Source organism: Streptococcus taonis (assembly GCF_029948085.1).
Classification (GTDB): domain Bacteria; phylum Bacillota; class Bacilli; order Lactobacillales; family Streptococcaceae; genus Streptococcus; species Streptococcus taonis.
In genome coordinates, this window is the sequence record NZ_JARZZP010000006.1 from 20,277 (window position 1) to 45,730 (window position 25,454).

At 39.1% G+C, this 25,454-nt stretch carries 22 protein-coding genes and 1 riboswitch; of the genes, 4 read left to right on the plus strand and 18 right to left on the minus strand.

The annotated features are described in order from the left end of the window. Positions 1-157 precede the first annotated feature (157 nt). Entirely contained in the window at positions 158-2,140 is a 1,983-nt protein-coding gene (locus QEZ38_RS04230; protein ID WP_281335136.1) for a peptide ABC transporter substrate-binding protein, read from the minus strand. A gap of 202 nt (positions 2,141-2,342) precedes the next feature. On the opposite strand from QEZ38_RS04230, the gene QEZ38_RS04235 reads away from it, so the two are divergent. After that, complete coding sequence (locus tag QEZ38_RS04235; protein WP_281335137.1) at positions 2,343-2,825, plus strand: S-ribosylhomocysteine lyase; 483 nt, start codon at positions 2,343-2,345, stop codon at positions 2,823-2,825. Between the two features lie 57 nt (positions 2,826-2,882). Here the strand turns inward: QEZ38_RS04235 and QEZ38_RS04240 are convergent, their stop codons facing one another. Beyond that, positions 2,883-4,985, minus strand: a complete 2,103-nt coding sequence (locus QEZ38_RS04240; RefSeq protein WP_153225773.1) for an AAA family ATPase — start codon at positions 4,983-4,985, stop codon at positions 2,883-2,885. A gap of 403 nt (positions 4,986-5,388) precedes the next feature. After that, positions 5,389-7,704: a formate C-acetyltransferase gene (pflB, locus tag QEZ38_RS04245; protein ID WP_153225774.1), complete on the minus strand. Its 2,316-nt coding sequence runs from the start codon at positions 7,702-7,704 to the stop codon at positions 5,389-5,391. Between the two features lie 237 nt (positions 7,705-7,941). Between pflB and dinB the strand changes: the two genes are divergently transcribed. Further along, a complete protein-coding gene (gene dinB / locus QEZ38_RS04250) occupies positions 7,942-9,003 on the plus strand; it encodes a DNA polymerase IV (protein ID WP_153225775.1) in 1,062 nt (353 codons plus the stop codon). A 34-nt stretch (positions 9,004-9,037) separates the two neighbouring features. On the opposite strand, the gene QEZ38_RS04255 is transcribed toward dinB, so the two are convergent. Both QEZ38_RS04255 and QEZ38_RS04260 read right to left on the minus strand, forming a co-directional pair. After that, positions 9,038-9,883: an undecaprenyl-diphosphate phosphatase gene (locus QEZ38_RS04255; RefSeq protein ID WP_153225776.1), complete on the minus strand. Its 846-nt coding sequence runs from the start codon at positions 9,881-9,883 to the stop codon at positions 9,038-9,040. 61 nt (positions 9,884-9,944) lie between these two features. Continuing rightward, on the minus strand, positions 9,945-11,837 hold the full coding sequence (locus QEZ38_RS04260; protein ID WP_153225777.1) for a DUF2207 domain-containing protein: 1,893 nt from the start codon (positions 11,835-11,837) through the stop codon (positions 9,945-9,947). 130 nt (positions 11,838-11,967) lie between these two features. Here QEZ38_RS04260 and QEZ38_RS04265 point away from each other — a divergent pair, with 130 nt between their 5' ends. Together QEZ38_RS04265 and QEZ38_RS04270 are read left to right on the plus strand one after the other, a co-directional pair. Next, positions 11,968-13,533: an ABC transporter substrate-binding protein/permease gene (locus QEZ38_RS04265; protein ID WP_153225778.1), complete on the plus strand. Its 1,566-nt coding sequence runs from the start codon at positions 11,968-11,970 to the stop codon at positions 13,531-13,533. After that, entirely contained in the window at positions 13,533-14,273 is a 741-nt protein-coding gene (locus QEZ38_RS04270) for an amino acid ABC transporter ATP-binding protein (RefSeq protein ID WP_000081949.1), read from the plus strand. The genes QEZ38_RS04265 and QEZ38_RS04270 overlap by 1 nt, the downstream gene beginning before the upstream one ends. Positions 14,274-14,728: 455 nt before the next feature. Here QEZ38_RS04270 and QEZ38_RS04275 read toward each other — a convergent pair whose 3' ends face one another. From QEZ38_RS04275 to QEZ38_RS04335, 13 genes are all read right to left on the minus strand, one after another. Continuing rightward, positions 14,729-14,944 (minus strand): capsule biosynthesis transcriptional regulator, encoded by a 216-nt coding sequence (locus tag QEZ38_RS04275; RefSeq protein ID WP_001140700.1) that lies wholly within the window; start codon positions 14,942-14,944, stop codon positions 14,729-14,731. Between the two features lie 105 nt (positions 14,945-15,049). Further along, positions 15,050-15,946 (minus strand): SPFH domain-containing protein, encoded by an 897-nt coding sequence (locus QEZ38_RS04280; protein WP_281335138.1) that lies wholly within the window; start codon positions 15,944-15,946, stop codon positions 15,050-15,052. An 82-nt stretch (positions 15,947-16,028) separates the two neighbouring features. Continuing rightward, a complete protein-coding gene (gene ilvA, locus QEZ38_RS04285) occupies positions 16,029-17,279 on the minus strand; it encodes a threonine ammonia-lyase IlvA (protein WP_045763620.1) in 1,251 nt (416 codons plus the stop codon). 80 nt (positions 17,280-17,359) lie between these two features. After that, positions 17,360-18,382 (minus strand): ketol-acid reductoisomerase, encoded by a 1,023-nt coding sequence (gene ilvC, locus QEZ38_RS04290; protein WP_045763621.1) that lies wholly within the window; start codon positions 18,380-18,382, stop codon positions 17,360-17,362. A 65-nt stretch (positions 18,383-18,447) separates the two neighbouring features. Beyond that, positions 18,448-18,924: an acetolactate synthase small subunit gene (gene ilvN / locus QEZ38_RS04295; RefSeq protein WP_001253809.1), complete on the minus strand. Its 477-nt coding sequence runs from the start codon at positions 18,922-18,924 to the stop codon at positions 18,448-18,450. Continuing rightward, complete coding sequence (locus tag QEZ38_RS04300; protein ID WP_281335139.1) at positions 18,917-20,617, minus strand: acetolactate synthase large subunit; 1,701 nt, start codon at positions 20,615-20,617, stop codon at positions 18,917-18,919. The genes ilvN and QEZ38_RS04300 overlap by 8 nt, the downstream gene beginning before the upstream one ends. A 212-nt stretch (positions 20,618-20,829) precedes the next feature. Then, positions 20,830-21,519 carry a 50S ribosomal protein L1 gene (rplA, locus tag QEZ38_RS04305; protein ID WP_001085672.1) on the minus strand — a complete coding sequence of 230 codons (690 nt, stop codon included), beginning with the start codon at positions 21,517-21,519 and terminating at the stop codon, positions 20,830-20,832. A 96-nt stretch (positions 21,520-21,615) separates the two neighbouring features. After that, entirely contained in the window at positions 21,616-22,041 is a 426-nt protein-coding gene (gene rplK, locus QEZ38_RS04310) for a 50S ribosomal protein L11 (RefSeq protein ID WP_001085808.1), read from the minus strand. A 192-nt stretch (positions 22,042-22,233) separates the two neighbouring features. Next, complete coding sequence (locus QEZ38_RS04315) at positions 22,234-22,716, minus strand: GNAT family N-acetyltransferase (protein ID WP_281335190.1); 483 nt, start codon at positions 22,714-22,716, stop codon at positions 22,234-22,236. Further along, a complete protein-coding gene (locus QEZ38_RS04320) occupies positions 22,691-23,110 on the minus strand; it encodes a chromosome partitioning protein ParB (protein WP_281335140.1) in 420 nt (139 codons plus the stop codon). The genes QEZ38_RS04315 and QEZ38_RS04320 overlap by 26 nt, the downstream gene beginning before the upstream one ends. A 27-nt stretch (positions 23,111-23,137) precedes the next feature. Further along, positions 23,138-23,788, minus strand: coding sequence for a phosphatase PAP2 family protein (locus QEZ38_RS04325; protein ID WP_281335141.1), 651 nt, complete (start codon positions 23,786-23,788; stop codon positions 23,138-23,140). Next, positions 23,778-24,341, minus strand: coding sequence for an ECF transporter S component (locus tag QEZ38_RS04330; protein WP_248034657.1), 564 nt, complete (start codon positions 24,339-24,341; stop codon positions 23,778-23,780). Before QEZ38_RS04330 ends, QEZ38_RS04325 begins: the two co-directional genes overlap by 11 nt. Positions 24,342-24,499: 158 nt before the next feature. Then, a riboswitch (FMN riboswitch) is annotated at positions 24,500-24,718 on the minus strand. 48 nt (positions 24,719-24,766) lie between these two features. Continuing rightward, positions 24,767-25,270 carry a tRNA (cytidine(34)-2'-O)-methyltransferase gene (locus QEZ38_RS04335; protein WP_045763706.1) on the minus strand — a complete coding sequence of 168 codons (504 nt, stop codon included), beginning with the start codon at positions 25,268-25,270 and terminating at the stop codon, positions 24,767-24,769. Positions 25,271-25,454: the final 184 nt, after the last annotated feature.

The following is a 25,454-nucleotide window of genomic DNA, read 5'->3' on the forward strand; positions in this document are numbered from 1 at the left end:
TACCTTGTGTTTATGTAGTTTATCTATGAACTGGGGCGTGACTTAGAAAGTCTGTTCTACTACTTCAATGCAGTGCTTAAACCAATAACCAAAATGTCAAACTGATGTCTCAGGAATGATATCAAAAGGCCAGACTTTTTGTCCGGCCTCTTTTTTCTTATTTGACATGATTTGCAAGATCTTCTTGCGCTTTTTTATTAGATTCTTCTTTTTCTTTCTTCCATTTATCTTGAGCTTTTTGATATTCATCAGCAGTTACTGGCTTATCTTGAAGGTCAAGGTATTTGTACAAGAGTGCTTCACTTGTTCCCTTGTTACCTGAGTAAGCAAATGGAAGTGTGAATGGCACCATCTTAGACAACATTGGACGTCCAGTTTTAGAAGTTGTTGGAATAATCAATGCACTATCTGTCAACCAAGCTTGGGCAGCAGCATATTTATCATAACGTTTTGAAACGTCAGTGTCTTCATTTCCAGCTTCAACAACCATCTTTTCGTAATCTTCTAAACCAACTTGTTTAGCAGCTGCATTGTTTGTGCCTGAATCAAATCCTAGGTAAGTCTTAGTATTTTCACCTACTGATGGTTTGATGATATCAAGGTAAGTAGATGGGTCGATATAGTCTGGAGACCAACCAACGTTATCTGAAAGGTCCCAATCTTCACCGGCAGCCGTCTCAGCAAAGTAAGTAACATTGAGGACTTCATCTTTTTGAAGTTGTTGAATGTCAATGACAACATTGTCAGTTCCTAACGTTGCTTCAAGTGATTGTTTCAATGATTGAACACGTTGAACTTTTGTAGTATTAGTTTGGTCAACTGGCATATCCAAGTGGATTGGGAATTGAACACCCTCTGCTTGGAGAGCTGTCTTAGCCTTAGCAAATTCTGCTTTCGCTTTTTCGGGATTGTAAAGACCATCTTGGGCGTCGTCTAGATTAACATCTTTCCATTCATCACCATAGGTCACCAATTTTTCCTTAACTAATTCACCAAAGTTTTTACCATCTGCTTGAACAAATGTTGGTGGTACGAACAAGTTACGAAGGAGTTTGCTTGCTCCACTTGCTCCATTAACTTGAGAAGCATAAGCTGTTCTATCAAAACCAAAGGCGATGGCTTGACGGAAGTCTTTGTTAAGAAGAGCTTTCTTAGTTGAAGTCTTTTGCTCGTCTGTAGTCTTAGAAGTATATTTGTAAGACTGACGGTCAATATTCGTACCGACTAAGAAAGTTGTAGAATCTTGTGTTGTATAAACGATGTTATCCTTAAACTCTTTTTCAAGTTCAGAGTAGCTTCCACTTGTTGGGAAGAGAAGGGCCATTGAGAAACCACCATCTTTAAAGGTTTCTGCAAGTTTGTTATTGTCTTGACCATCCCAGAATGAAAGTTTTACTTTATCAATATGAACATTGTCCTTATCCCAGTAGTTTGGATTCTTTTCAAATTCTACTGAAGATTTTGCTACTAATGATTTCAACAAGAAAGGACCATTATAAAGGATACTGCTTGGATCTGTTGCTTTAGCAAAGTCACTTCCTTTAGAAGTAAGGAATTCTTCATTGACTGGTGCAAGAATTCCCATGGTTGTCTTAGAATTCCAGAAGCTTTCTGGTTTGTTCAAAGTGTATTGAACTGTTTGATCATCTACAGCCTTGATTCCAACTTCTGAGAAGTCTTTGACTTCACCTTTTACATAAGCATCAAGACCTTTAATAGATTCTTGAACAAGATAAAGGGCTTCTGACTTATTGTCAGCAGCATACTTAAGACCTGTTACAAAGTCTTGAGCTTTCACAGGTGCATACTCTTCGCCTTCAGAAGTGTACCACTTAGCATCTTTACGGATTGTATAAGTGTAAGTCAAACCATCTTTAGAAACTGACCAGTCCTCTGCCAAAGATGGCACGAAGTTGCCATAGCGGTCGTTTTCCATCAAACCATCAACAACATTACTTGTGATATTAGCAACCGCAGCCTTACCAGTTGTCAGATAGTTGAGGCTATCTGGATCTGTTTCATAAACATAAGAAAAAGTTTTCTCACCCTTTGCACTAGAGCCTGAACCTGAACAAGCCGCCAAAACACCAGACGCTAACAGAGTCACCCCTGCTAGGGCCATTACTTTTGAAAATTTCATAATAAACTCCTTTATGACTTTTTATACATTATAATCCCTTTTCAGCCAAGTGTCAATACAATTTTCAGAATTTTTCAAATTGATTTAAAAACATTTTTATGAGAAACTTTTCTAAAAACCAGCTGAGAAAAAGTTCTTTTATTGACAGTTCTCAAACAAATCTTTATGATATAATGAAAGAAGAAAAATGAAAGGAAATACCATGTCAAAAGAAGTTATTGTTGAAAGTTTTGAACTCGATCACACCATTGTTAAAGCACCGTATGTCCGTTTAATCGGAGAAGAAACAGGTCCTAAAGGAGATATCATTTCTAACTTTGATATTCGCTTGGTTCAACCAAATGAAGATTCTATCCCTACTGCGGGGCTCCATACTATCGAGCACCTCTTGGCTAAGCTGATTCGTACTCGTATTGATGGAATGATTGACTGTTCACCATTTGGATGTCGTACAGGTTTTCACATGATTATGTGGGGGCGTCACACTAGCTCTGAAATCGCAGCAGTCATCAAGGATTCACTGAAGGAAATCGCTGAAACGACAACTTGGGAAGATGTCCCAGGAACAACTATTGAATCTTGCGGAAACTACAAGGATCACAGCCTATTTTCAGCCAAAGAATGGGCAAAATTGATTCTCCAACAAGGAATCTCAGACGATGCCTTTGAACGTCATGTCATCTAATAATAAAAAAAGAAACCAGCTTTTGAACTGGTTCCTTTTTATTTTCAAATTTTTGATTTAAGCTTTTTCACGAATGACCAAGACACCATCTTCCATATCGGCTTCAAGGTGTTTAGAATCCAAATTATCTAAGTGGAAGTCTGTTACTTTGTCACGAATTTGTTGTTCAACTACACGACGGAGAGGACGAACACCCATGACTTCATCGTAACCTTCCTCAGTCATGTATTCTTTGGCTGATTCGCTCACTGCCAAATCGATCTCTTTCTTGGCAAGTGTCTTATTGACATCAACCAACATCAAATCAACAATCTTAGAAAGGTCTTCCTTGCTCAAATGTGAGAATTCGATAACAGCATTGAAACGGTTGAGGAACTCTGGACGGAAGTATGGTTTCAAACGATCCATGAGCTCTGGTTTGTCCGCATCTTCTGTCAAGTTAGCTTCATAACCAAATCCTGCATTTGAAGTTGCGATAATCACCGTATTCTTGAAGTTGACAGTATTCCCTTGACCGTCTGTCAAACGACCATCATCCAATACTTGGAGAAGAAGAGTAATCACTTGAGGATCTGCCTTTTCAATCTCGTCAAGAAGGACAATTGAGTATGGATTACGACGAACACGCTCAGTCAAGGTATTGTTGTTGTCATCGTAACCAACATAACCTGCAGTAGTACCAATCAATTTAGAAACGGCTGTACGATCGCTGTATTCTGACATATCCAAACGGATGATAGCATCCTTAGTTCCGAACATATCAAGAGCCAATTGTTTAGCCAACTCAGTCTTACCAACACCAGTAGGTCCTACAAAGAGGAAGCTACCGATAGGACGGTTTCCTTCGTCAAAGCCTGCACGATTCCGACGGATTGCACGTGCCACTGCTTCAACAGCCTTATCTTGACCGATAACCTTAGTTTGCAAACGGTGACCCATATCTTTCAAACGTTCGATATCAGTTGCACCCATTTGTGACACTGGAATACCAGTCATACGTTCTACAGATTCAGCCACATCGTTGATTGTTGCTGTTACTTTATGGTCTTCAGTATGGTTAGCAATTTGCTTTTCAAGCTCTTCGATACGAATTTTTGCATTAAGGGCTGCTTCGTAATCTTCTTTAGCAGCTGCAGCTTCTTGTTTAGCTTTTTCTTCTTCAATTTCATGTTCCACAGCATGTACATCTGTCACTGGGTGTTGTGCTGCCAAGTGAGCAGCTGTCACATCGACCAAGTCGATAGCCTTATCTGGCAAGCTACGTTGTGGAATATATTGAACAGAGTAATCAACAGCCGCTTTCAATACTTCATCTGGCAAGATAACATTGTGGTGTTGTTGATAAAGATCACGGATCCCTTGGAGAATCTTGAAAGTATCTTCAGCAGATGGTGCATTAACTTTTACTTCGTTGAAACGACGAGCAAGAGCAGCATTTTTCAAAATAGTGTTGCGATATTCATCTTGAGTTGTTGCACCAATCACTGTCAATTCCCCACGTGAAAGAGCAGGCTTCAAGATATCCGCAAGACCTTTAGATCCTTGACCATCCCCTGTGCTACCAGCACCAAGGATTTGATGAATTTCGTCGAAGAAAAGGATAATATTTCCAGCTTCTTTAACTTCTTTTACCAAGTTTTGAATATTTTCTTCAAAGCTACCACGGTATTGCGTACCAGCTTCAAGTCCAGAAATATCAATTGAAATGATTTCTTTGTTCTTGATTGCTGCTGGAACATCACCATTCACGATAGCTTGGGCAAGACCTTCTACTACTGCCGTTTTACCAACACCAGCATCACCGACTAGAACTGGGTTATTCTTTGTACGACGAGAAAGGATTTCAGATGTTTCTTGAATCTCCTTATTACGTCCAATAACCGGATCTAGCTTGCCTTCACGTGCTTCTGCTGTTAAGTTACGTCCAAGTTTCGCAAGAATCCCATCTTGTTTCATGGCTTTACCTTGAACGTACTGAGCTTGGTCACTTCCTTCACTTGGAAGTTGCCCTGTTTGACGATAAATAGCAAATTCTTCAGGTGTTACTTCACGACCGTTAATCAAGTAACGACGGTTTTCTGAACTGTATCCACGCATACCGCCCATTAATTGGTTAAATAAATCATCCATGTTGTTAAAGTTATTAAAGTTGTTGTTCATATTTCATACCTCGTTTGTTTTCAAAATTAGTTAGTCAAATTAATTTGACTTTCTCTGACCTTTGTTTTAAAAAATTTAGACTAGCTATTTGCTACTCTACGTATAATTTCAGGTTTTTCTTTATCCAATACAGGTTTTGTGATTGGACTTCTAAAAATACTAATGTTCATCATAGGTTGTACCTCTTTTCTAGGTTTTACCCATACTTTGACCTTAAGATAAATTACACAATCACCTTAAAATCAAGGTTTTCTAAGGATTTCCTTATCCTTATGTTCTTAGTATATCACTTTGGTCAGTATTAGTCAATAAATTTGACCAATTTTGACCAACTTTTTTTAAATATTTTTTTATACCAAAAAACCAGTCAAAATGACTGGTTTTTATTTACTATTTATGAATCTTAGCTCAATGCATCATCCATTGAAAGAACTTCGTGGAAGACACGTTGTGTCAATTCAGTTTTTTGTTCTGGAGTGAGGTACTTAGTATTTACACAGTATCCTGATATACGTACGATTACGTCTTCACCTGACATGATCTTTTCGTAAACATCGTTCAAGTCCATAACGTTCAAGTTAACGTGTTGTCCACCATTTTCGAAGTAACCATCAAGAATTGTTACCAAGTTATCAACTTGTTCGTCACGAGTTTTACCAAGAGCACGAGGTGAAACTTGAGTTGTCAATGAGATACCATCAGCTGCGTAACCAAAGTCAAGGCTAGCAAGTGAGTTCAAGTTTTGCAACCATCCACCTTTAGCTTTGTTAGATGGGTTAGCACCTGGTGAGAAGAATTCAAGTTTAGACAAGTTCACTGAACCATCTTCGTTGAGGTATACACCTTTGTGGACTGGTGAGTTACCAGTTTGTTTAGAGTAAGCAACGTTAGATGTGATTGTCAAAAGTGAAACTGTAGCTTCTGCGTTCTTGTATAGTTTGTGGCTACGTAGACGAGTTGTGTAAGCTTCGATCAACCATTCTGCCAATTCGTTTGAACGTGGGTCATCTTCACCCCAACGTGGGTATTCACCGATTGTTTCGTAATCGTAGATGTAGCCATTTTCGTCACGGATTGGTTTAACTGTAGCGTATTTGATAGCTGACAATGTGTCAACAGTGTTAGCGAATCCACAGATACCGAATCCCATGTTAGCACGTTGTTTAGTTGGCAAGAAGGCCATTTGAACAGCTTCGTAGTTGTACTTGTCAGTCATGTAGTGGATGATGTTCAAAGCATCTACGTAAGTGTCAGTCAACCAGTCAAGAGATTTTTCAAAGTTAGCTTTAACTGATTCGAATTCAAGAACTTCATCACGGATTGGTTCGATGTCAAATACTTTGTAGTCTTTATGAACATCATCGTAACCACCGTTCAAACCAGTAAGAAGAGCTTTAAGAACGTTAACGCGAGCACCGAAGTACTGGATGTTGTGACGTTGTTCTTCGTTTTCTGGGTCAAGTGGAGATACACAACATGAGATACAGCTCATTTCACCATATCCATCTTTAGCCATTGTTGTAACACCTTCGTATTGGATTGAAGAGTGTTTGTGGCTCATGTGCATACAGTAGCGACGGAAGTTGTATGGCAATTTGTCAGTCCAAAGAACTGTCAAGTTTGGTTCTGGAGAGTTACCGATGTTGTCAAGAGTGTTCAAGAAACGGTAGTCCATCTTAGTAACACGGTGACGACCGTCGTTACCCATACCAGCCATTGAAGTTGTGATGAAGGTTGGGTCACCTGAGTACAATTGGTCGTAAGCTTTTGTACGAGCAAATTTAACTGTACGAAGTTTCATAACGAAATCATCAACAAATTCTTGGATTTCTGATTCAGTAAATGTACCACGAGCAAGGTCACGTTCTGCAAAGATATCCAATACGATTGGCACACGTCCAAGAGATGTAGCCGCACCGTTGATAACACGGCAGACAGCCATAAAGGCAATGTTTACCCATTGGATAGCTTCTTTAACGTTCATCGCTGGTTTACGAACATCAACTCCGTAAAGGTCACCTAAGCGTACAACTTGTTGCAATGCTTGATATTGAAGGTTGATTTCTTCACGAAGACGGATTGTTTCTTCATCGATTTCTTCGATTGAGTTCCAGTCGTTAACTTTTTCTTGCATCAAGTAGTCTGCACCGTAAAGAGCAAGACGTGCATAAACACCGATGATACGTCCACGTGAGTATGCATCTGGAAGACCAGTTACAGTGTGAGCGTGACGAGCACGACGAATGTTTGAAGTGTAAGCACGGAAGATACCATCGTTAACAGTTGTTACGTATTTAGTGAAAATTTCGTGAACAGCTGGATCTGGTTCGTATCCATTTTCTTTCAAAGTAGTTTCAGCCATACGGATACCACCTTTTGGCATGAAGTTCAATTTGAAGAGTTCATCGTTTTGGATACCATAAATCAATTCGTTTTCTTTGTCGATAAATCCAGCAGGAATATCAGCAATAGAAGTTGGACGAGTGTCCATTGGGAAACGAGTTTCTTCGTAGTGTGCTTTAGTTTCTTCTACGATTTTTTTGATGTGGAGTGAACGTTCTGTTGGTCCTGCAAGGAAGCTTTCATCTCCATCATAAGGTGTGTAGTTAGCTTGTACAAAGCGTGATACACTTGCTTTTTCTTTCCAGTCAACACCTTTAAAGCCTTCCCAGGCTTTGTCAAAAATGTCCTGTGCTTCAACAACTGTCTTAACAACCATGTTAATTCCTCTTTTTTCTTTCTAGTAACAGTCATCTGTTACATTCATGTATTCAGTATAACACACAGTAAACGATTTCAACAACTAAAAACTCACTTTTTTAACACTTTCTTTTCTAATACAGTTCAAAATTTGCTACAAACTGTATTATATTTTTGAAAGAGGTTATTTTGATTTTCATTTTTTCAGAAAAAGAGTATAATAAAATTAAACAAACTAGCACTGAGAGGTTTCTCCATGTTGATTTTTCCACTAATGAATGATTTATCTCGTAAAATCATCCATATTGACATGGATGCCTTTTTTGCTGCTGTTGAAATTCGCGACAATCCCAAACTTAAAGGGAAGCCAGTTGTGATTGGCAGTGACCCTAGAAAAACTGGTGGTCGAGGAGTTGTTTCTACCTGTAGTTATGAAGCGCGAGTCTTTGGCATCCACTCAGCTATGAGTTCTAAAGAAGCCTATGAACGTTGCCCTCAAGCTGTTTTCATTTCTGGAAACTACGAAAAATATACTGCTGTCGGTCAACAGATTCGAGCTATTTTCAAACGTTATACGGATAATATCGAGCCTATGAGTATTGATGAAGCTTATCTAGACGTGACTGAAAACAAACTCGGTATCAAGTCAGCTGTTAAAATCGCTCGACTAATTCAACAAGATATTTGGCAAGAACTTCATCTGACCGCTTCTGCTGGTGTGTCTTATAATAAATTCTTAGCTAAAATAGCCAGCGATTACCAAAAACCTCGAGGTCTGACAATTATTCTCCCTGATGAAGCTGAAGATTTTCTCAAACAAATGGATATCGCTAAATTCCATGGTGTAGGTAAGAAAACAGTTGAGAAATTGCATCAAATGGGGGTATTTACAGGTGCTGATCTTTTAAATATTTCTGAAATTAGTCTCATTGATCGTTTTGGTCGACTCGGTTTTGACCTGTATCGCAAGGCTCGTGGCATTGATAATTCTCCCGTCAAATCCAATCGCATTCGTAAGTCTATCGGAAAAGAAAAAACTTATAGTAAGATTCTCAATCTAGAAGAGGATATCAAAAAAGAGCTAACTCTCCTTTCGGAAAGAGTTGCCCTAAGTCTTCAAAAACATGAAAAATCTGGAAAGATTATTATTTTAAAAATCCGCTATGCTGACTTCTCTACAATGACTAAGCGGAAAAGCTTATCTCAAAAGATCCAAGATGCTGAAACTATTTCACAAATGGCTATCCAACTTTACGAATCTCTGACAGATAAAGATAAAGACGTTCGCTTATTGGGTATCACTGTGACTGGATTTTAAAACCTTGAAGGAAGCTTCCCTCAAGGTTTTTTTCTTATACAAATAATCGTACAAAGCTATAAAGTATCAAGATACTACCAAGGACAATACGGTATTTACCAAACATCGTAAAGTCGTGTTTTTTCACATAGCTGGTCAAGAAACGAATAGCGATCATGCTGACTGCAAAAGCGACTACCATGGCAACTAAAAGTAAGAAAAATTGACCAAAGCTCAAGACTTCTCCTGCTTTGATGAATTTAAAAATCTTCAAAGCACTGGCTCCAAACATAACTGGAATTCCTAGGTAGAAGGTAAACTCAGTTACCACCGAACGACTGGTTCCATTTAACAAACCACCGACGATAGTTGCTCCCGAACGGCTAGTCCCTGGTAAAAGAGCCAAGACTTGGAAAAGTCCGATATAGAGGGCCGTTTTATAAGGCAACTTGTCTAGCTCTGTGACTGTTGGCTCAATTGCTTGCGCTTTGTTGCGTTTTTCAAGATAAATAAAGGCAACCCCATAAACAATCAACATAATGGCTACTGAAACCATATTATGGAAGTGAGTATCAAACCAATCATCAAACTTAAAGACTAAAAGAAGAGGAAGAGTCGCTACAAAAACTTTGGACCATAACTGCCAAGTTCTACGGATTTCCACTTTATCCTTACCTGGTTTGAAAGGATTAAGTTTGTTAAAGTAGATAACCATAACGGCTAGGATAGCACCCAGTTGAATCACTACGTTAAACATAGACATGAAGGCTTCACTCTGGTCTTTATATTGGATAAATTCTTCTGCTAAAATCAAGTGACCTGTACTTGAAATCGGCAACCATTCCGTAATTCCTTCAACAATACCAAAAAAGATAGATTTTAAAATTTCAATAAGATACATAGATAACTCCTTTTTCTATCCTCCATTATATCATACTTTTATAAACTGTGTTTAGTTTTCTTTAAAAGGCACCGATGCTACCGCCACCACCGCCTCCAGAGAATCCACCACCAGAACTTCCACTACTAGAAGATACTGAGTAAGTACTTGCCGTATTTGCGACACTGGCATAATGGCTCATTTGCGCTGTTGAATGATAAAACATACTGTGCCAGCCATAAGCTACATAGAGATTGATATCTGGATTTTCCACTTGAATCTGATGCACCTTCATCAAACGGCTAACCTTATCAGCATAGCCAAATAAGGTTGCATATACCAATAGGCGATTCCAGACAACAATACTTTCCAATTCAACCTGATCAAGTTGTGCAATCTCACGTAACATATTTTCAAAACTGGTCCAGAGATAGTAGACTTCTGCTCCTGCTTCATTTAGGACACCATCACGATTATCTAGTCGAATCTTCCAATAGTAGAAAGCAGCCAAAACTAAACCTATTAAGCCAAGTATTGGCAAGGGGAAATAAAGATAGCCATGAACGTCCAAGCTGTACAAGAACAAACCAAATCCGATGATTAGTGGGAAAATAGTAGAAACACCCATGCTCACTTGTAAGACCTTTTCCACGCTAGTCAAGGGACGATAATAAGCTGGTAGCCCCAAGAAAGAGACTCGGTCCTTCACCCCTTCTTGCATCTCTTTCAATGCTCTTTCAAAAGAATATTTGAGCTTACAGCCTTTTGTTTGAATCCGTTTTTCATCAGTAGCTTTCGCTCCACGGTAAAGGCTCTCAGAGACCCTATAATCTGCAAACAAATCGGAAACAGCAACGTCTTTTTTACCTGAAAAGGCCAGATTTAGACAGGTCCTCTCAAAGCTTGCCAAGCCATCTTCTTTTACCAACCTTAAAGTAACTGCATCTCCTTCTGAAATAATAGAGACATTACCACGGTCGATTACATCTAGTAAGGTAGCCTGAATAAGTTGGTCAAAGGTGAATTTTCCTGCTCCTTTGGTTAGAGGACTCACTTCCTCCAAGGAGGTCGAGTAAACGGCTTCAGATAAAACCATAGGCTCTAATTCCATCGGCGGTTCATAGAGACGATGATTCTTGGCATATTTGACGGAAGGAGTGGTTTTTCTTCTATAGATAAAATAGAAGCAGATACTCAATAACAAGGAGATGGAAAGTATTGAAGGAAACACCCAAGTAACGAGTTGTTTACTCTGATCTTTTTCTCTAACAATCGAGTCTTCTATCTTATTAAACTCTTCTAAACGATTCCCTTTTAAGCCCTGATCTGTAGCGCTAGCAAAATCAGTTCGAGGCCAGTAGGCATGCAACTCAACTCCGCGCTTAGACGGAAGATTGTCGAAACGAATCGTATAGTCATGACCACTCTGTTCAATCCTTCCCTCTCTATAGAGTTGCCCTGTGTGGAAAAAGAGTTTTTCGGCCCCATTATCTCCCATCACATGAAACTCAAATTTTTCAATAGATTCTGAACTATCTGTTAAGGGTTGCCAATTTAATTCAGCGATATCATCATATAAAAAAAGAAGATTTTTCAATTGCCAGGTAAGTTCCACTTCGACCCTATCCCCTTCCTGACCTGGATTATAGACTTTAGCAGTATAACCATTCGTTTCTTCTGTCACTTCGCTAGTAAGATTTTCGATTTTATGACCATTTTTAGATGCCTCAACCTTTGGCTGAGGATCAATATAAAATCCGCTAGGCATCTTGCCAGCACGTCCAAGTCCCACGATTTGGCCCTTAAAGTCCTCCTCAAACTGGTAAACTATCTTCTGCCTAAATTCCGCTGTATTGTCTGCATGAATATACAGTTCTCCTTTATAGGATGGAATGCTATAATCCAAGGCAAAAACCAGTTTGGGAACAATTATCAGACAAGTAAATATAAGTACTATTAACCATCTTTTTTTCATAATATAGCCTCTTTTGACCTTTTTCTCATTATATCATTTTTTTACAAGTAAGGGTTTACTAAGATTGAAAAAGTTCCGCTTTTTCGATACAATAGAGAGAAGCAATTTTAGACTAGAGATAGGAGAAATCATGAAAAAATTATGCTTAACTATCCTTGCTAGCCTGGCCCTTACTTTAGGACTAGTTAGCCAGGTCCAAGCCGATGAATATTTGCGCATCGGTATGGAGGCAGCCTACGCACCTTTTAACTGGACTCAAGATGACGACAGTAACGGCGCTGTCAAAATCGATGGAACCAACCAATATGCTAATGGTTACGACGTCCAAATAGCTAAAAAGATTGCTAAGGACCTAGGTAAAGAGCCCTTGGTTGTTAAAACCAAGTGGGAAGGACTTGTTCCAGCCCTTACTTCTGGTAAGATTGATATGATCATTGCAGGTATGAGCCCAACTGCTGAACGCAAACAAGAAATTGCATTTTCAAGCAGCTACTATACTAGCGAACCAGTACTTTTGGTCAAAAAGGATTCTGCCTATGCAAACGCCAAATCACTAGAGGACTTTAGCGGAGCAAAAATCACTTCTCAACAAGGTGTTTACCTTTACGACTTGATTTCTCAAATTCCAGGCGCTAAAAAAGAAACTGCCATGGGAGATTTCGCTCAAATGCGTCAAGCTCTTGAAGCTGGTGTCATTGATGCCTATGTTTCTGAACGACCAGAAGCCCTAACTGCCGAATCAGCAAACGCTAAGTTCAAAATGATTCAGCCTGAACCTGGTTTTAAAACTGGAGAAGAGGATACCTCTATCGCTATCGGTCTTCGTAAAGACGACGAACGTATCAGCCAAATCAATGCCAGTATTGAAACCATTTCTAAAGATGAACAAGTTGCTCTCATGGATCGTATGATCAAAGAGCAACCAGCAGAATCTACAACTACAGAAGAAAGCAACAGTAATTTCTTTGGCCAAGTCGCTAAAATTCTAACTGAAAACTGGCAACAACTCTTGCGTGGTGCTGGTATTACCCTTCTCATTTCAATTATCGGTACCATCGTTGGTCTCGCTATCGGTCTTGCTATCGGTGTTTTCCGTACTGCACCTCTATCTGAAAACCAATTTATCTTTGGAATCCAAAAACTAATCGGTTGGATTCTCAATATCTATATTGAAATTTTCCGTGGAACACCTATGATTGTACAATCTATGGTTATCTACTATGGAACTGCCCAAGCTTTCGGGATCAACCTAGACCGTACGCTAGCTGCTATCTTTATTGTTTCTATCAATACCGGTGCCTACATGACCGAAATCGTTCGTGGTGGTATTTTGTCTGTTGATAAGGGACAATTTGAAGCGGCAACTGCACTTGGTATGACTCATAACCAGACCATGCGTAAGATCGTTTTGCCTCAAGTTGTTAGAAATATTCTACCAGCGACTGGTAATGAGTTCGTCATCAACATCAAGGATACTTCTGTATTGAACGTTATCTCTGTAGTAGAACTTTACTTCTCAGGAAATACAGTAGCAACACAAACCTACCAGTACTTCCAAACCTTTACCATCATAGCAGTTATCTACTTTGTCCTCACCTTCACAGTAACGCGTATCCTCCGCTTCATCGAAAAACGTATGGATATGGATACCTACACGACAGGTGCTAACCAAATGCAAACGGAGGATTTGAAATAATGAGTCAACCAATCCTTGAAATCAAACACCTCAAAAAATCCTACGGGCAAAACGAGGTCCTAAAAGATATCTCTCTCACTATTCACAAAGGTGAAGTGATTTCTATCATCGGTAGTTCTGGTAGCGGTAAATCAACCTTCCTACGTTCTATCAATCTTCTCGAAACACCAACTGAAGGTGAAATCCTTTATCACGGTGAAAATGTCCTCGAGAAAGGCTATAATCTCACTCACTATCGTGAAAAACTAGGTATGGTTTTCCAATCCTTTAACCTCTTTGAAAATCTCAATGTTCTTGAAAATACGATTGTTGCACAGACAACCGTTCTCAAACGTGAACGATCAGAAGCAGAGAAAATTGCTAAAGAAAACCTTGAAAAAGTTGGAATGGGAGAGCGCTACTGGCAAGCTAAACCTAAGCAACTTTCAGGTGGTCAAAAGCAACGTGTCGCCATTGCTCGCGCACTTTCTATGAACCCTGATGCCATTCTCTTTGATGAGCCAACCTCAGCCCTTGATCCTGAAATGGTCGGTGAAGTTCTAAAAATCATGCAAGAACTAGCTCAAGAAGGCTTGACAATGATCGTTGTAACCCACGAAATGGAATTTGCTCGTGACGTATCACACCGTGTCATCTTTATGGACAAAGGTGTGATTGCAGAAGAAGGCAAACCTGAAGATTTATTTACAAATCCTAAAGAGGAACGTACAAGAGAATTTTTACAACGCTATTTAGGATAAGACAAAAGTGGTTGAAAACACCTCTTAAACTAAGAGTTGTTTTCCTATTCAATCCCAATCACCATTGAGTCAAAGGCTCATGAACATAAAAATCAAGGTCGGAGTTTTTTATCCCGACCTCTTTTTATACTTTAAAAATCACTTTTATCCCTTCCTATGTTTCCTGAGCAAGTATTGCTTGTAGCTATATTCCTAATCTTTTATTTGATTTTCATGAGTGATACTCAATGAAAATCAAAGAGCAAACTAGGAAGCGAGCCGCAGGCTGTACTTGAGTACGGCAAGGCGAAGCTGACGTGGTTTGAATTTGATTTTCGAAGAGTATGAGATTACTCAGCTCCCTGTCAACCTACTTCATTCTAACAAATAGATTTGTTGAGTAGGTCATAGCATGGCTATTTCTCCATTCCATAAATAAAAGCAGACCCTAATTAGAGTCTGCTTGTATCCAAAGATTAATCTTCAAATTTTTCATGATTTTTTTCATAGAAATCAATTAATCCAAGGGCTGTTTCAAAGGAAATATTTTTAACTTTTGCACGTCCTTGAGCTAGAGCAATGATAGACATTTCACGTGCATTCGTTTCTTTAGAAATACGATAACCAGTGATCTTCTTATCACGAACCCAGCTAACAACTGATTCTACTTTTTCAAAGTTAGTCTTAGCCATGTTTTTCTCCTATTTTATTCTTTACGATATTTAATTGTATACGTTTTTATGGCATTTGTCAATAAAAAAACATATATCCAATCAAATAAGACGTTAAGATTTAGTTTACTTGGCTTTTAAAGCCGATAATATATGGGTTCGTATATCTTCAACTCCGTTAGGATTTGCTGGTAAGAAAATTGCATTATTACCTTGTTTTTCTGCAAAATTATTCAATGTATCTAAATACTGGTTAGTTAACAAGATTGACATGATTTGCTCTTCAGTTAATTCAACATTGGCCCCTTTTAACTCTTTAATAGAATCAGCAAGTCCATCAACAATTGCTTTTCGTTGCTCTGCGATCCCTACACCATGTAGGCGATCCTTTTCTGCCTCTGCTTCGGCCGCTGTTACGATCTTAATTTTATCTGCTTCGGCCAATTCTTGTGCTGCTACTCTCTTACGTTGAGCAGCATTGATTTCATTCATTGATTGCTTGACTTCCGCATCCGGCTCTACTTTGGTAATGAGCGTTTTGACGATAATGTACCCATACGTTGACATTTCTTCCGCTACTTGTTTTTGAACTTCTAATGCAATTTCATCCTTTTTCTCAAACAATTCATCCAAAGTTAACTTAGGAACTGATGAGCGCAATGCGTCTTCAATATAAGATTTGATTTGAGCCTCAGGTCTCATTAGTTTATAGTAAGCATCTGTAACATTTTGTTCATTTACTCGGTACTGTGTCGCAACATTCATCGTCACAAATACGTTATCTTGAGTCTTGGTTTCCACAACGATTTCACTTTGCAAGAGACGCAGTTGGACACGAGCTGCAATTTTATCAATCCCAAATGGTGCTCTTAGGTGAATACCACTATTGCTCAATTTTTGATACTTACCAAATCGTTCAATGATAGCTACTGATTGTTGTCGAACAACATAGATTGAGCTCATTAATATAGCTCCTACAATAAGCATTAGAATAATTAGAACAAGTATAACTTTTAAAACCATGGGAATCTCCCCCTTTCTTCACTTACATTATAGCACTAGTAAATAGGTTAGGCAAATAATATGATAAAAATTTCATAGCATATTAAACAAGCATATTATATAAGGTCTCATTCCCATTCAAGTTAATATAAGACGGGTCGAATTTTTCCATCCGGTGAATCAATCCCGCATAATCATGTTTATCAGCAAGTGCAATCCCTATTAGTACTGGACCAGTTCCCTTGCTAGCTCGTTTGATATATTCAAAACGAGTAATATCATCATGAGGTCCTAAGATATCATTTACAAACTCTCGAAGTGCTCCCGGACGTTGTGGGAAATTCACTACAAAGTAATGCTTGATACCATCATAAATCAAGGCACGTTCTTCCATCTCTGGCATACGGTTAATGTCATTATTCCCTCCAGAAATGATACAACAAATAGTCTTGCCTTTAATATAATCGGATAATACTTCTAGAGCTGCAACACTAGCAGCACCCGCAGGTTCTGCTACGATACCTTGTTTAGAGTAGAGATCAATTAAGGTCTCAGAAATCAAGCCTTCATCTACTCCGATAAGAGTTTCTACATGTTTGCGTGTTGCTTCATAGGTCAACTGTCCTACCTTTTGCACAGCAATTCCATCCGCAAACTTGTCAATTTCTTTAAGTTTAACCGGTCCCCCAGCTTCAAAGGCAGCCTTCATAGAACGAGCACCTTCAGCCTCTACTCCAATGACCTCAATCTGAGGATTTGTTTCTTTAATATAAGTAGAAACACCTGAAATGAGACCTCCGCCTCCAACAGGTACCAAGACAGTATCAAATTCAATAGATTCTTTACGAGCTTCTTCTAAAATTTCATAGGCTACCGTACCCTGACCAGCTTGAACATAGGGATCATCAAAGGGGTCAATAAAAGTACGATTTTCAGCTACGGTAAAGTCTTGAGCAGCCTTGGCTGAAGCATCAAAAGTATCCCCTACTAATTTGATCGTAACAAAATCTCCTCCAAAGAAACGAACCTGACCAATTTTCTGTTGAGGTGTCGTAATTGGCATAAAGATTGTTGCAGGAATCTTCATCTCATTACATGTGTAGGCAACTCCTTGAGCGTGATTTCCCGCTGAAGCACACACTACACCACGTTCACGTTCCTCTTTTGTCAATTGGGAAATTGCGTAATAAGCCCCACGAATTTTAAAAGAACGGACACGTTGAGCATTTTCCTTTTTAAGATAAATTTTCGCTCCGTATTTTTCGGATAAATAATGATCGTAGTCAAGTGGCGTATTGGCTACTACACCACTCAAAACCTTGTGGGCTTTCACCACATCTTTTGCACTTAGCATAATCTCCTCCTAGATGAGTTTTCAAGATAAAAAGCGAGTTAGGTTCCCCCCAACTCGCCTTCTGTTTATATTCTTAAAAATTAGTTGTAGATCTTGAATGCATCATCGTCGTTTTTACCGACAAATGGCATTGCTTTACGCAATTCTGCACCAACTTTTTCAATTTCAAGGTTAGCTGCTTGTTCACGGTAGGCAGTCAATTTTGGACGTCCAGCTTTGTAGTCATTTACAAAGTCGTTGGCAAATTTACCATTTTGGATGTCCGCAAGAACTGCTTTCATATTTTCTTTGACTTGTTCAGTGATTACACGTGGACCTGAAACATAGTCACCATATTCAGCAGTGTTTGAAATTGATTGACGCATTTTCTTGAATCCACCTTCATAGATCAAGTCAACGATCAATTTCATTTCGTGAAGAACTTCAAAGTAAGCCAATTCTGGAGCATAACCAGCTTCTGTCAAGACTTCAAAACCAGCTTCAATAAGGGCAGTCAAACCACCACAAAGTACTGCTTGTTCACCAAACAAATCTTCTTCAGTTTCTTCTTTGTAAGTTGTTTCAAGAAGACCTACACGAGCTGCACCAACACCTTTACACCAGTCCATAGCGATGTCTTTAGCATTTCCTGTTGCATCTTGGTAGACAGCGTAAAGCGCTGGAACACCAAATCCTTCTTCGTAAGTACGACGTACCAAGTGTCCTGGTCCTTTAGGAGCACACATGAAGACATCAACATCTGCAGGAACTTTGATGAATTCGAAGTGGATGTTGAAACCATGTGCAAAACCAACTGCATTTCCAGCTTCCAAGTTTGGTGCAATTTCTGCTTCGTACAATTCTTGTTGGATTTCGTCTGGAGCCAAGATCATGATAACATCAGCCAACTTAGTTGCTTCTGCTACTGTGTATGTATCAAAACCATCTTCTTTTGCTTTGTCAAAAGATTTACCTGGGCGTACACCGATGATCACATCACGACCTGAATCACGCAAGTTTTGAGCGTGAGCATGACCTTGTGAACCATAACCGATAACGGCGATTTTTTTACCGTCAAGTGCTGCTACTTTTACATCTTTTTCGTATTCCATTTGAACTGCCATAGTTTTTTCTCTCTTTTCTATTTTTATTGCCTATTAAGCTAGTTTAACAAATTGAGGTTGGATTTTTAGTCGCGGGTAAATCCAGTTGCACCCGTACGAGCGATATTCTTAATACCATATGGTCGAATCACTCGAATTAAGGCTTCACTCTTTTCAGCATTCCCAGTCATCTGAATGGTAATGGAACTTGGAGCTACATCGACTACTGTTGCACGGAAAGGTTGGATAATAGCCAAAATTTCTGCACGTTTTTCAGCAGGCGCTGAAACCTTTATAAGAATTACTTCTCGTTCTAAGTGGGGCTGATCCGTGATATCACGAATGCGAATCACATCAATCTGACGATTAAGTTGTTTGATGATTTGCTCAACTTCATCATGTGAGGCAACATCAATGATAATGGTAATTCGTGATACATTAGGATTTTCCGTTGCGCCCACAGAAATGCTTTCAATATTGACTTGACGTCTCGATAAGACTCCTGTAAAGCGATTGAGAACTCCTGACCGGTTTTGAAGTTTGGCTGTTAACATTCTACGCATTAAACTTCACCCCCAACATCTCATGATTACTCTTACCAGCTGGTACCATCGGTAAAACATGTTCTTTCCGAGAAATATCTACTTCGATGAACATTGGTACATCTTCCATGATGACTTCCAAATCCTTCTCAAGAGTTTCAGGATTATCGAACTTATAATTTTTAATCCCGTAGGCTTGAGCCATCAATTGAAAGTCTGGCAAGCTTTCAAATACCGACTCTGAAGTTCGACCATCATAGAAGGCTTCTTGCCACTGGCGGACCATTCCAAGTGAGTGGTTGTTAAGCATGATGACCTTGATTGGAATCTTGTAAATATTTAAGATTGCTAATTCTTGATTGGTCATCTGGAAACCACCATCTCCGACAAAGAGAACAACTTCTTTATCTGGATTGGCAATCTTAGCACCAATAGCTGCAGGGACTCCGAATCCCATAGTTCCTAAACCACCTGACGTAACCAATTGACGCTCGTTTTGGTAAGGATAGTATTGAGCCGTCCACATTTGGTGTTGCCCAACGTCTGTTACGACAATGGCGTCACCATTGGTCAACTCACCGATACGTTCAATAACTGCTTGGGGTTGTACAACACGTTCTTTCTTATCATATGAACGAACACGATTCTTATCTTTGGTAACTTTTTCAATCCATTTTTCAGTATTGTTTCGAACAATTGGCTCAGCTAGCAACTGCTGCAAAGCCTTTTTCGCATCACCAACAACCGGAATATCAACTGCGATAATCTTACCAATCTCTGCAGGATCGATATCAATATGCGCTACTTTAGCATTCTTAGCAAAGGTCTTAGGATTTCCAGTCAAACGGTCATCAAAACGACAACCAATTGAAATCATGAAATCTGCTTCTGTCATGGCAATGTTAGCTGCAAAGGAACCATGCATTCCACCCATTCCCAAAAACAGTGGATGGCTAGTTGCGATTGTTCCCTGTCCCAAAAGACTGGTAACAACAGGAATTTGATAACGCTCTGCGAATTCATTTAACTCTGCTGCAGCCTCAGCATAACTAATCCCACCACCAGCTAGCAAAACTGGCTTTTTAGCCTTAGACAACTGTTTCAAGATTTTCTTGATTTGCATATCATTTGGCTCAAGTGTTGGCTGATAACTTGGTAAATCTATCTCTGGAGAGTAAATAAAGTCTGTCTCAAGCGCAGAAACATCTTTTGGTAGGTCAATGACGACTGGCCCTGGACGACCTGTAGTCGCAATATGTACCGCCTCTGTAATAATTCGTGGAATATCCGCAGTTTCTCGAACCTGATAATTATACTTAGTGATTGGCATGGTAATACCAACAATATCAGCTTCTTGAAAAGCATCTTTCCCAATTCCAGCACGTGCCACTTGGCCAGTAAAGACTAAAAGGGGAACACTATCGCTCATAGCATCTGCGATCCCTGTAATGGCATTTGTAGCTCCTGGTCCGCTTGTGACGACTGCTACACCCAGTTTTCCTGTTGACTTAGCATAACCTTCAGCTTCGTGAAGACAGCCCTGCTCATGGCGACCTAGAATATGGCGGATTCCCTTAAAATTATAAATAGCATCATATAAAGGAAGTACCGCTCCACCAGGATAACCAAAAATCGTATCGATTCCTAAGTCACGAAGTGTTTCCAAAACAAGATCCGATCCCGACTTAGGTGAGTCTAAAATGATTTTCTCCATCGTTCCCCTTTCTTTTCTCTTAAAAATAGCTTGTTACTATGATACCATTTTTTCAAAAATTTTCAAGAGAAAAGAGCAAATTTTCTGAATTTTCTATCTAGATACTTTACAATATCAAATAGATTAGAAAGTTTATACGTATTTTTATTTTTTTAATAGAAAAAAGGTTGAGACAAACTTGTCTTCAACCTTTTATGTTCAATCATTACTAATTAAAGTGAGTTAACGTCAACCTTGATACCAACACCTTGAGTAGTTGTGATTGTCAAGCTTGTTACGTAAGTTCCTTTAGCAGTAGCTGGTTTAGCTTTTTGGATTGTTTCGTTGAATGCTTTGAAGTTTTCAACCAACTTGTCAGCTTCAAATGAAACTTTACCGATGATGGCTTGTACGATACCTGCACGGTCTGCACGGTAAGTGATTTTACCACCTTTAGACTCTTCAACTGCTTTAGCAACATCCATTGTTACAGTACCAGTTTTAGGGTTTGGCATCAAGTTACGTGGTCCAAGGACACGTCCAAGACGTCCAACAAGAGCCATCATATCAGGTGTAGCGATAACTACGTCGAAGTCCAACCAACCGTCGTTGATTTTAGCAACAAGGTCGTCTTCACCAACGAAGTCTGCACCAGCAGCTTTAGCTTCTTCAGCTTTTGCACCACGTGCAAATACAAGAACGCGAGCTGTTTTACCAGTACCGTTTGGCAATACCATTGCTCCACGGATTTGTTGGTCAGCTTTTTTAACGTCGATGTTCAAGTTGTAAGCAACTTCTACAGTTGCGTCAAATTTTGCGAAGTTAGTTTCTTTTGCAAGAGCTACAGCTTCTTCTACGCTGTATGCTTTTGTGCTGTCGATCTTCTCAAGAGCAGCACGAAGTTGTTTGCTTTTTTTAGCCATTTTCTATTCTCCTTGTAAGTGGTTCAATCGATTTTCATCTCCCACGTCACTTCTCGAAATGATGAAGTCTTGCGGGTTATATAGGGATGTTATTGATTAGTCAACAACAGTGAATCCCATAGAACGAGCAGTACCTTCGATCATACGCATTGCAGACTCAATGTTTGCAGCGTTCAAATCTGGCATCTTAGTTTCTGCAATTTCTTGTACTTGTGCACGAGTAACTGTAGCAACTTTAGTTTTGTTAGGTGTACCTGATCCTTTTTCAACACCTGCAGCTTTTTTCAAAAGAACAGCAGCTGGTGGTGTTTTTGTAACGAAAGTAAATGATTTGTCTTCGTATACAGAGATAACAACTGGAATGATCATACCAGCTTGGTCAGCAGTACGAGCGTTGAACTCTTTTGTGAATCCCATGATGTTGATACCAGCTTGACCAAGAGCAGGTCCAACCGGTGGAGCTGGTGTAGCTTTACCAGCAGGGATTTGCAATTTTACAAGTTTTTCGACTTTTTTAGCCATTTTTAAATCCTCCTTTGTGGTTTTGGCGGTAATTAGAGATTTTCACCTCCCACAAGTATGCTTTACACATACCCATCTATTATACACTATTTTTTAAAAAATGCAAGAGAAATTTTTATTTTTGATATTTCTTTCTGTTACACTTTTTTTGTGAAATCAATCTTCAGAATCTTCTACCACAATGGAGTGAGTTCATTCGCCCAAAGTTAGTACAAAACTCACTCCATTTTCAGTAGTACCACTTTCCACAAATCCAAGAAACTCAAAGCATCTTCTAGAAATACGATTGAAAGTATAGATTTCTTGAACTTTCAATTGTTTCCAACCCTTTTGCCGAGCTAGATCAATCAAAGCCTTCAAAACCTTGCGTCCAAGTCCTTGATGTTGATAAGTTGGATTGCCAATCACAATAGGAAGATTCTCCTGAGATAAGGTGACATCCCCAATTGGAAGCCACTCTCCCTTTTCTCGAAACTCAATCCAGAACAAATCCCCGTGACTCTCTAAATAGGAATACATAGCATTTAATTTTTCTGAACTATAAGGTATTCTAATACCGTCTACAAGTTCCACCAAATCCACATCTTGATACCAGGCCAAAGCTTCATCCTGATGATCTGCTAAAAAATAGGGAACTAAACGTAAGGAATCATCTATCTGAATGATTTTTGTCATCATTTTCTACTCCTAATACTAGCTCCGCTGCTTGATTAAAACCATCACACCAGTTATACCATTTTGCTTCATACTCATCTTGAGGTAAGATATGATTTTTTAAATCAAGAACAGAGTATATCTTTCTTTTCTCACAAGCTTGCGCATAGAGATGATATAGTTCATCACCTCCATCTCGATCAAACTCAGCAGAAATTGTATCCTGGCCTACCAACAAAGCCTGATAAGCCCTGTGATGGCCATCTGTAATCAAGAAGCAATTTCCAAATACAAGAACGCTAATTGGATTGATATTGGGCTTTTCTTTCGACTGATAAAGCATCTGGATATCTTGTAACTTCTTTTCTGATAAGTATAGTTGAGTCGGATGAAGATTTTTTATGTTGACTTCCATTTTTATCTCCTCAAGAAGGGTCAATTCCTACTTCTGCTTTCCTTTGAAGCGCCATTGAAAACGCAGTTTATCGTAGAAAGGAAACTCCATAAACAAAACTCCTAGGCCTACACAAAGGCTGGCAATCACATCTGATGGGTAGTGAACTCCCAGATAGACCCTGGATACCAATACACTAACGAGATATAGACTTAGCAAGATTTGCACTACTTTTCTCCAAGTTGTATTCTTAATCCGTTGGCTCAAAATCACAATCAAAGATCCTACCATGAGCGTCACAGCTAGAGAATGTCCACTAGGAAAAGAAAAACCTTTTTCCTCTACTAGATGTACTATTTCTGGTCTAGGTCGTTGGTAGATATTTTTAAAGGTTACGATTAAGATTCCAGCTAAAGTCAAATTCCCCAGCATGAGATAACTTTCCAGTTTCCATTGCTTACGGTAAAAAATAAAAGCTACAATGAGAACCCAAGTGATAATGACTGGGATATCAATTAAATGTGTGATTGTTCTGAAAAGGAAGGTCAAGGAATCAGGTAAGTCACCTCGAATAGCAGTCTGGATTGGTTGATCAAAGCCAATCAGCATATTAGGGTAAAACTTGACAATATAACCTAAAATTACAAAAAGCAAAAGGGCAAAAGAGCCCTTCATCATAAATGTTTGTTTATCTTTCATAGTATTTTAAAGTTGGTTTCAAAAGGACAAACAACAACCAGAAAGAGATGGCAAAGATAATACCTTCAATCAGATTAAAAGGCAAAACCATAGTCATCAGGTAGTTGCTCAATCCTAAGATTTTCTCAATATCAAAATTAGCAAACTTAGCGTACAAAGGAACAGCATAAACATAGTTTAGAACTAGCATAGCTAGAGTTAAACCAAGCGTACCAGCTAGTGAAGCTAGGACGAAACGCATGGTTGTTCGCTCTTTTTCCCAAATCAAACCAAAAGCAAGTACAAAGACTCCCAAGGCAACAATATTCATCGGTAAACCAATATAGGTACTAACCCCTTGATTGTTCAGAAGGATTTTCAACAAGGACCGAAGGAAAAGCACTCCAAAAGCTGCTGGTAAATCCAAGACTACCAAGCCCACAAGGACCGGTAAAATACTGAACTCAATCCTCAAAAAGGATGCCGCTGGCAAAAGCGGAAAGTCAAAGTACATCAACACAAATGAAAGTGCTGATAGAATTGCAATGGTCGAAAGTCGACGTGTGTTTGTCATAACAGGTTCCTCCAATTTTCTATAAAATCAGAAGAAGTTGGAAAGGATTCCTCTATCTATCCTTTATTTTTATATTCCAAAAGTTCCCCCTCACTCTTTTTTTAGCAAGCGGTTGCAATTTACCTATAAAAAATCAATTAGAATAGACAAAGCCATTCTTTCGTCTTCTCCCATCCAGACTATACTGTCGGTTGTGGAATCTCACCACATCAGCTTGCGCTCGCGGACTTATTTGGCTAAGATATTTTAGATTTATCTAGGCGTCGTAGTCGAAGATAATACTTAAAGTATATCGAGACAAGACAACGACGAGAAAGCTAAAATAGCTAGTCAAATTTACCGCCGGTCGGGAATTTCACCCTGCCCTGAAGACCCCTTTATGATAACAAAAAAAGCTTGCAAGCGCAAGCATTTTATCTAAGTGTTTATTTCAACTTATCTGTTTCATAAGTGTGAACCAGTTCGAGGCCCGCAAAGTTTTGTTGACGAAGTGCCTCATAAACAATCATACAAACTGTATTTGAAACATTGAGACTACGAACATGCTCATCATTCATGGGAATGCGGAGAGCTTTTTCTGGATGCTCACGCATAAATTCCTCAGGCAATCCCTTATCTTCTCTCCCAAAAAGAAAATAATGATCTCCTTCTGTCGTGAAATCTGCATCTGAATAGACTTTTTCTGCAAACTTGGAAATCAAGTAGAGCTGACCATCCATTTTTTCCATAAAATCAGCCAAACTATCATAAAAATGAATCTCAAGCTTGTCCCAATAATCTAGACCTGCTCGCTTCATCTTACGGTCATCGATAGGAAAGCCCATCGGTTTAATAATATGAAGGGGCGCATTCGTTGCTGCGCAGGTACGAGCAATATTACCCGTATTTTGTGGAATTTGGGGTTCAAATAATACAATGTGATTTGCCATGCCTTGTTTCCTCTCACTAGTGCAAAAAAATAGCCACACTGCCCGGAGTCAAGCTCAGCAAACAGCGTGGTTAAGGCATCGTTAACTTACCTCACAACAGGTTTGAAGTAAATCAGCGAAACTACTGTTTTAGTATATCACTTTCAGCTTGATTGTCAATAGAAATGACTTGATTTTTTCATTT

Bases quoted from the DNA above. Each gene is read 5' to 3' on its own strand.
- QEZ38_RS04230 (WP_281335136.1), bottom strand. From the start codon at position 2,140: ATGAAATTTTCAAAAGTAATGGCCCTAGCAGGGGTGACTCTGTTAGCG.
- QEZ38_RS04275 (WP_001140700.1), bottom strand. From the start codon at position 14,944: ATGGCTAAGACTAACTTTGAAAAAGTAGAATCAGTTGTTAGCTGGGTT.
- pflB (WP_153225774.1), bottom strand. From the start codon at position 7,704: ATGGTTGTTAAGACAGTTGTTGAAGCACAGGACATTTTTGACAAAGCC.
- QEZ38_RS04255 (WP_153225776.1), bottom strand. From the start codon at position 9,883: ATGTATCTTATTGAAATTTTAAAATCTATCTTTTTTGGTATTGTTGAA.
- QEZ38_RS04265 (WP_153225778.1), top strand. From the start codon at position 11,968: ATGAAAAAATTATGCTTAACTATCCTTGCTAGCCTGGCCCTTACTTTA.
- QEZ38_RS04320 (WP_281335140.1), bottom strand. From the start codon at position 23,110: ATGGAAGTCAACATAAAAAATCTTCATCCGACTCAACTATACTTATCA.
- dinB (WP_153225775.1), top strand. From the start codon at position 7,942: ATGTTGATTTTTCCACTAATGAATGATTTATCTCGTAAAATCATCCAT.
- QEZ38_RS04280 (WP_281335138.1), bottom strand. From the start codon at position 15,946: ATGGTTTTAAAAGTTATACTTGTTCTAATTATTCTAATGCTTATTGTA.
- rplA (WP_001085672.1), bottom strand. From the start codon at position 21,519: ATGGCTAAAAAAAGCAAACAACTTCGTGCTGCTCTTGAGAAGATCGAC.
- ilvN (WP_001253809.1), bottom strand. From the start codon at position 18,924: ATGCGTAGAATGTTAACAGCCAAACTTCAAAACCGGTCAGGAGTTCTC.
- QEZ38_RS04335 (WP_045763706.1), bottom strand. From the start codon at position 25,270: ATGGCAAATCACATTGTATTATTTGAACCCCAAATTCCACAAAATACG.
- QEZ38_RS04300 (WP_281335139.1), bottom strand. From the start codon at position 20,617: ATGGAGAAAATCATTTTAGACTCACCTAAGTCGGGATCGGATCTTGTT.
- QEZ38_RS04240 (WP_153225773.1), bottom strand. From the start codon at position 4,985: ATGAACAACAACTTTAATAACTTTAACAACATGGATGATTTATTTAAC.
- QEZ38_RS04260 (WP_153225777.1), bottom strand. From the start codon at position 11,837: ATGAAAAAAAGATGGTTAATAGTACTTATATTTACTTGTCTGATAATT.
- QEZ38_RS04330 (WP_248034657.1), bottom strand. From the start codon at position 24,341: ATGACAAACACACGTCGACTTTCGACCATTGCAATTCTATCAGCACTT.
- ilvA (WP_045763620.1), bottom strand. From the start codon at position 17,279: ATGCTAAGTGCAAAAGATGTGGTGAAAGCCCACAAGGTTTTGAGTGGT.
- rplK (WP_001085808.1), bottom strand. From the start codon at position 22,041: ATGGCTAAAAAAGTCGAAAAACTTGTAAAATTGCAAATCCCTGCTGGT.
- QEZ38_RS04325 (WP_281335141.1), bottom strand. From the start codon at position 23,788: ATGAAAGATAAACAAACATTTATGATGAAGGGCTCTTTTGCCCTTTTG.
- QEZ38_RS04270 (WP_000081949.1), top strand. From the start codon at position 13,533: ATGAGTCAACCAATCCTTGAAATCAAACACCTCAAAAAATCCTACGGG.
- ilvC (WP_045763621.1), bottom strand. From the start codon at position 18,382: ATGGCAGTTCAAATGGAATACGAAAAAGATGTAAAAGTAGCAGCACTT.
- QEZ38_RS04235 (WP_281335137.1), top strand. From the start codon at position 2,343: ATGTCAAAAGAAGTTATTGTTGAAAGTTTTGAACTCGATCACACCATT.
- QEZ38_RS04315 (WP_281335190.1), bottom strand. From the start codon at position 22,716: ATGACAAAAATCATTCAGATAGATGATTCCTTACGTTTAGTTCCCTAT.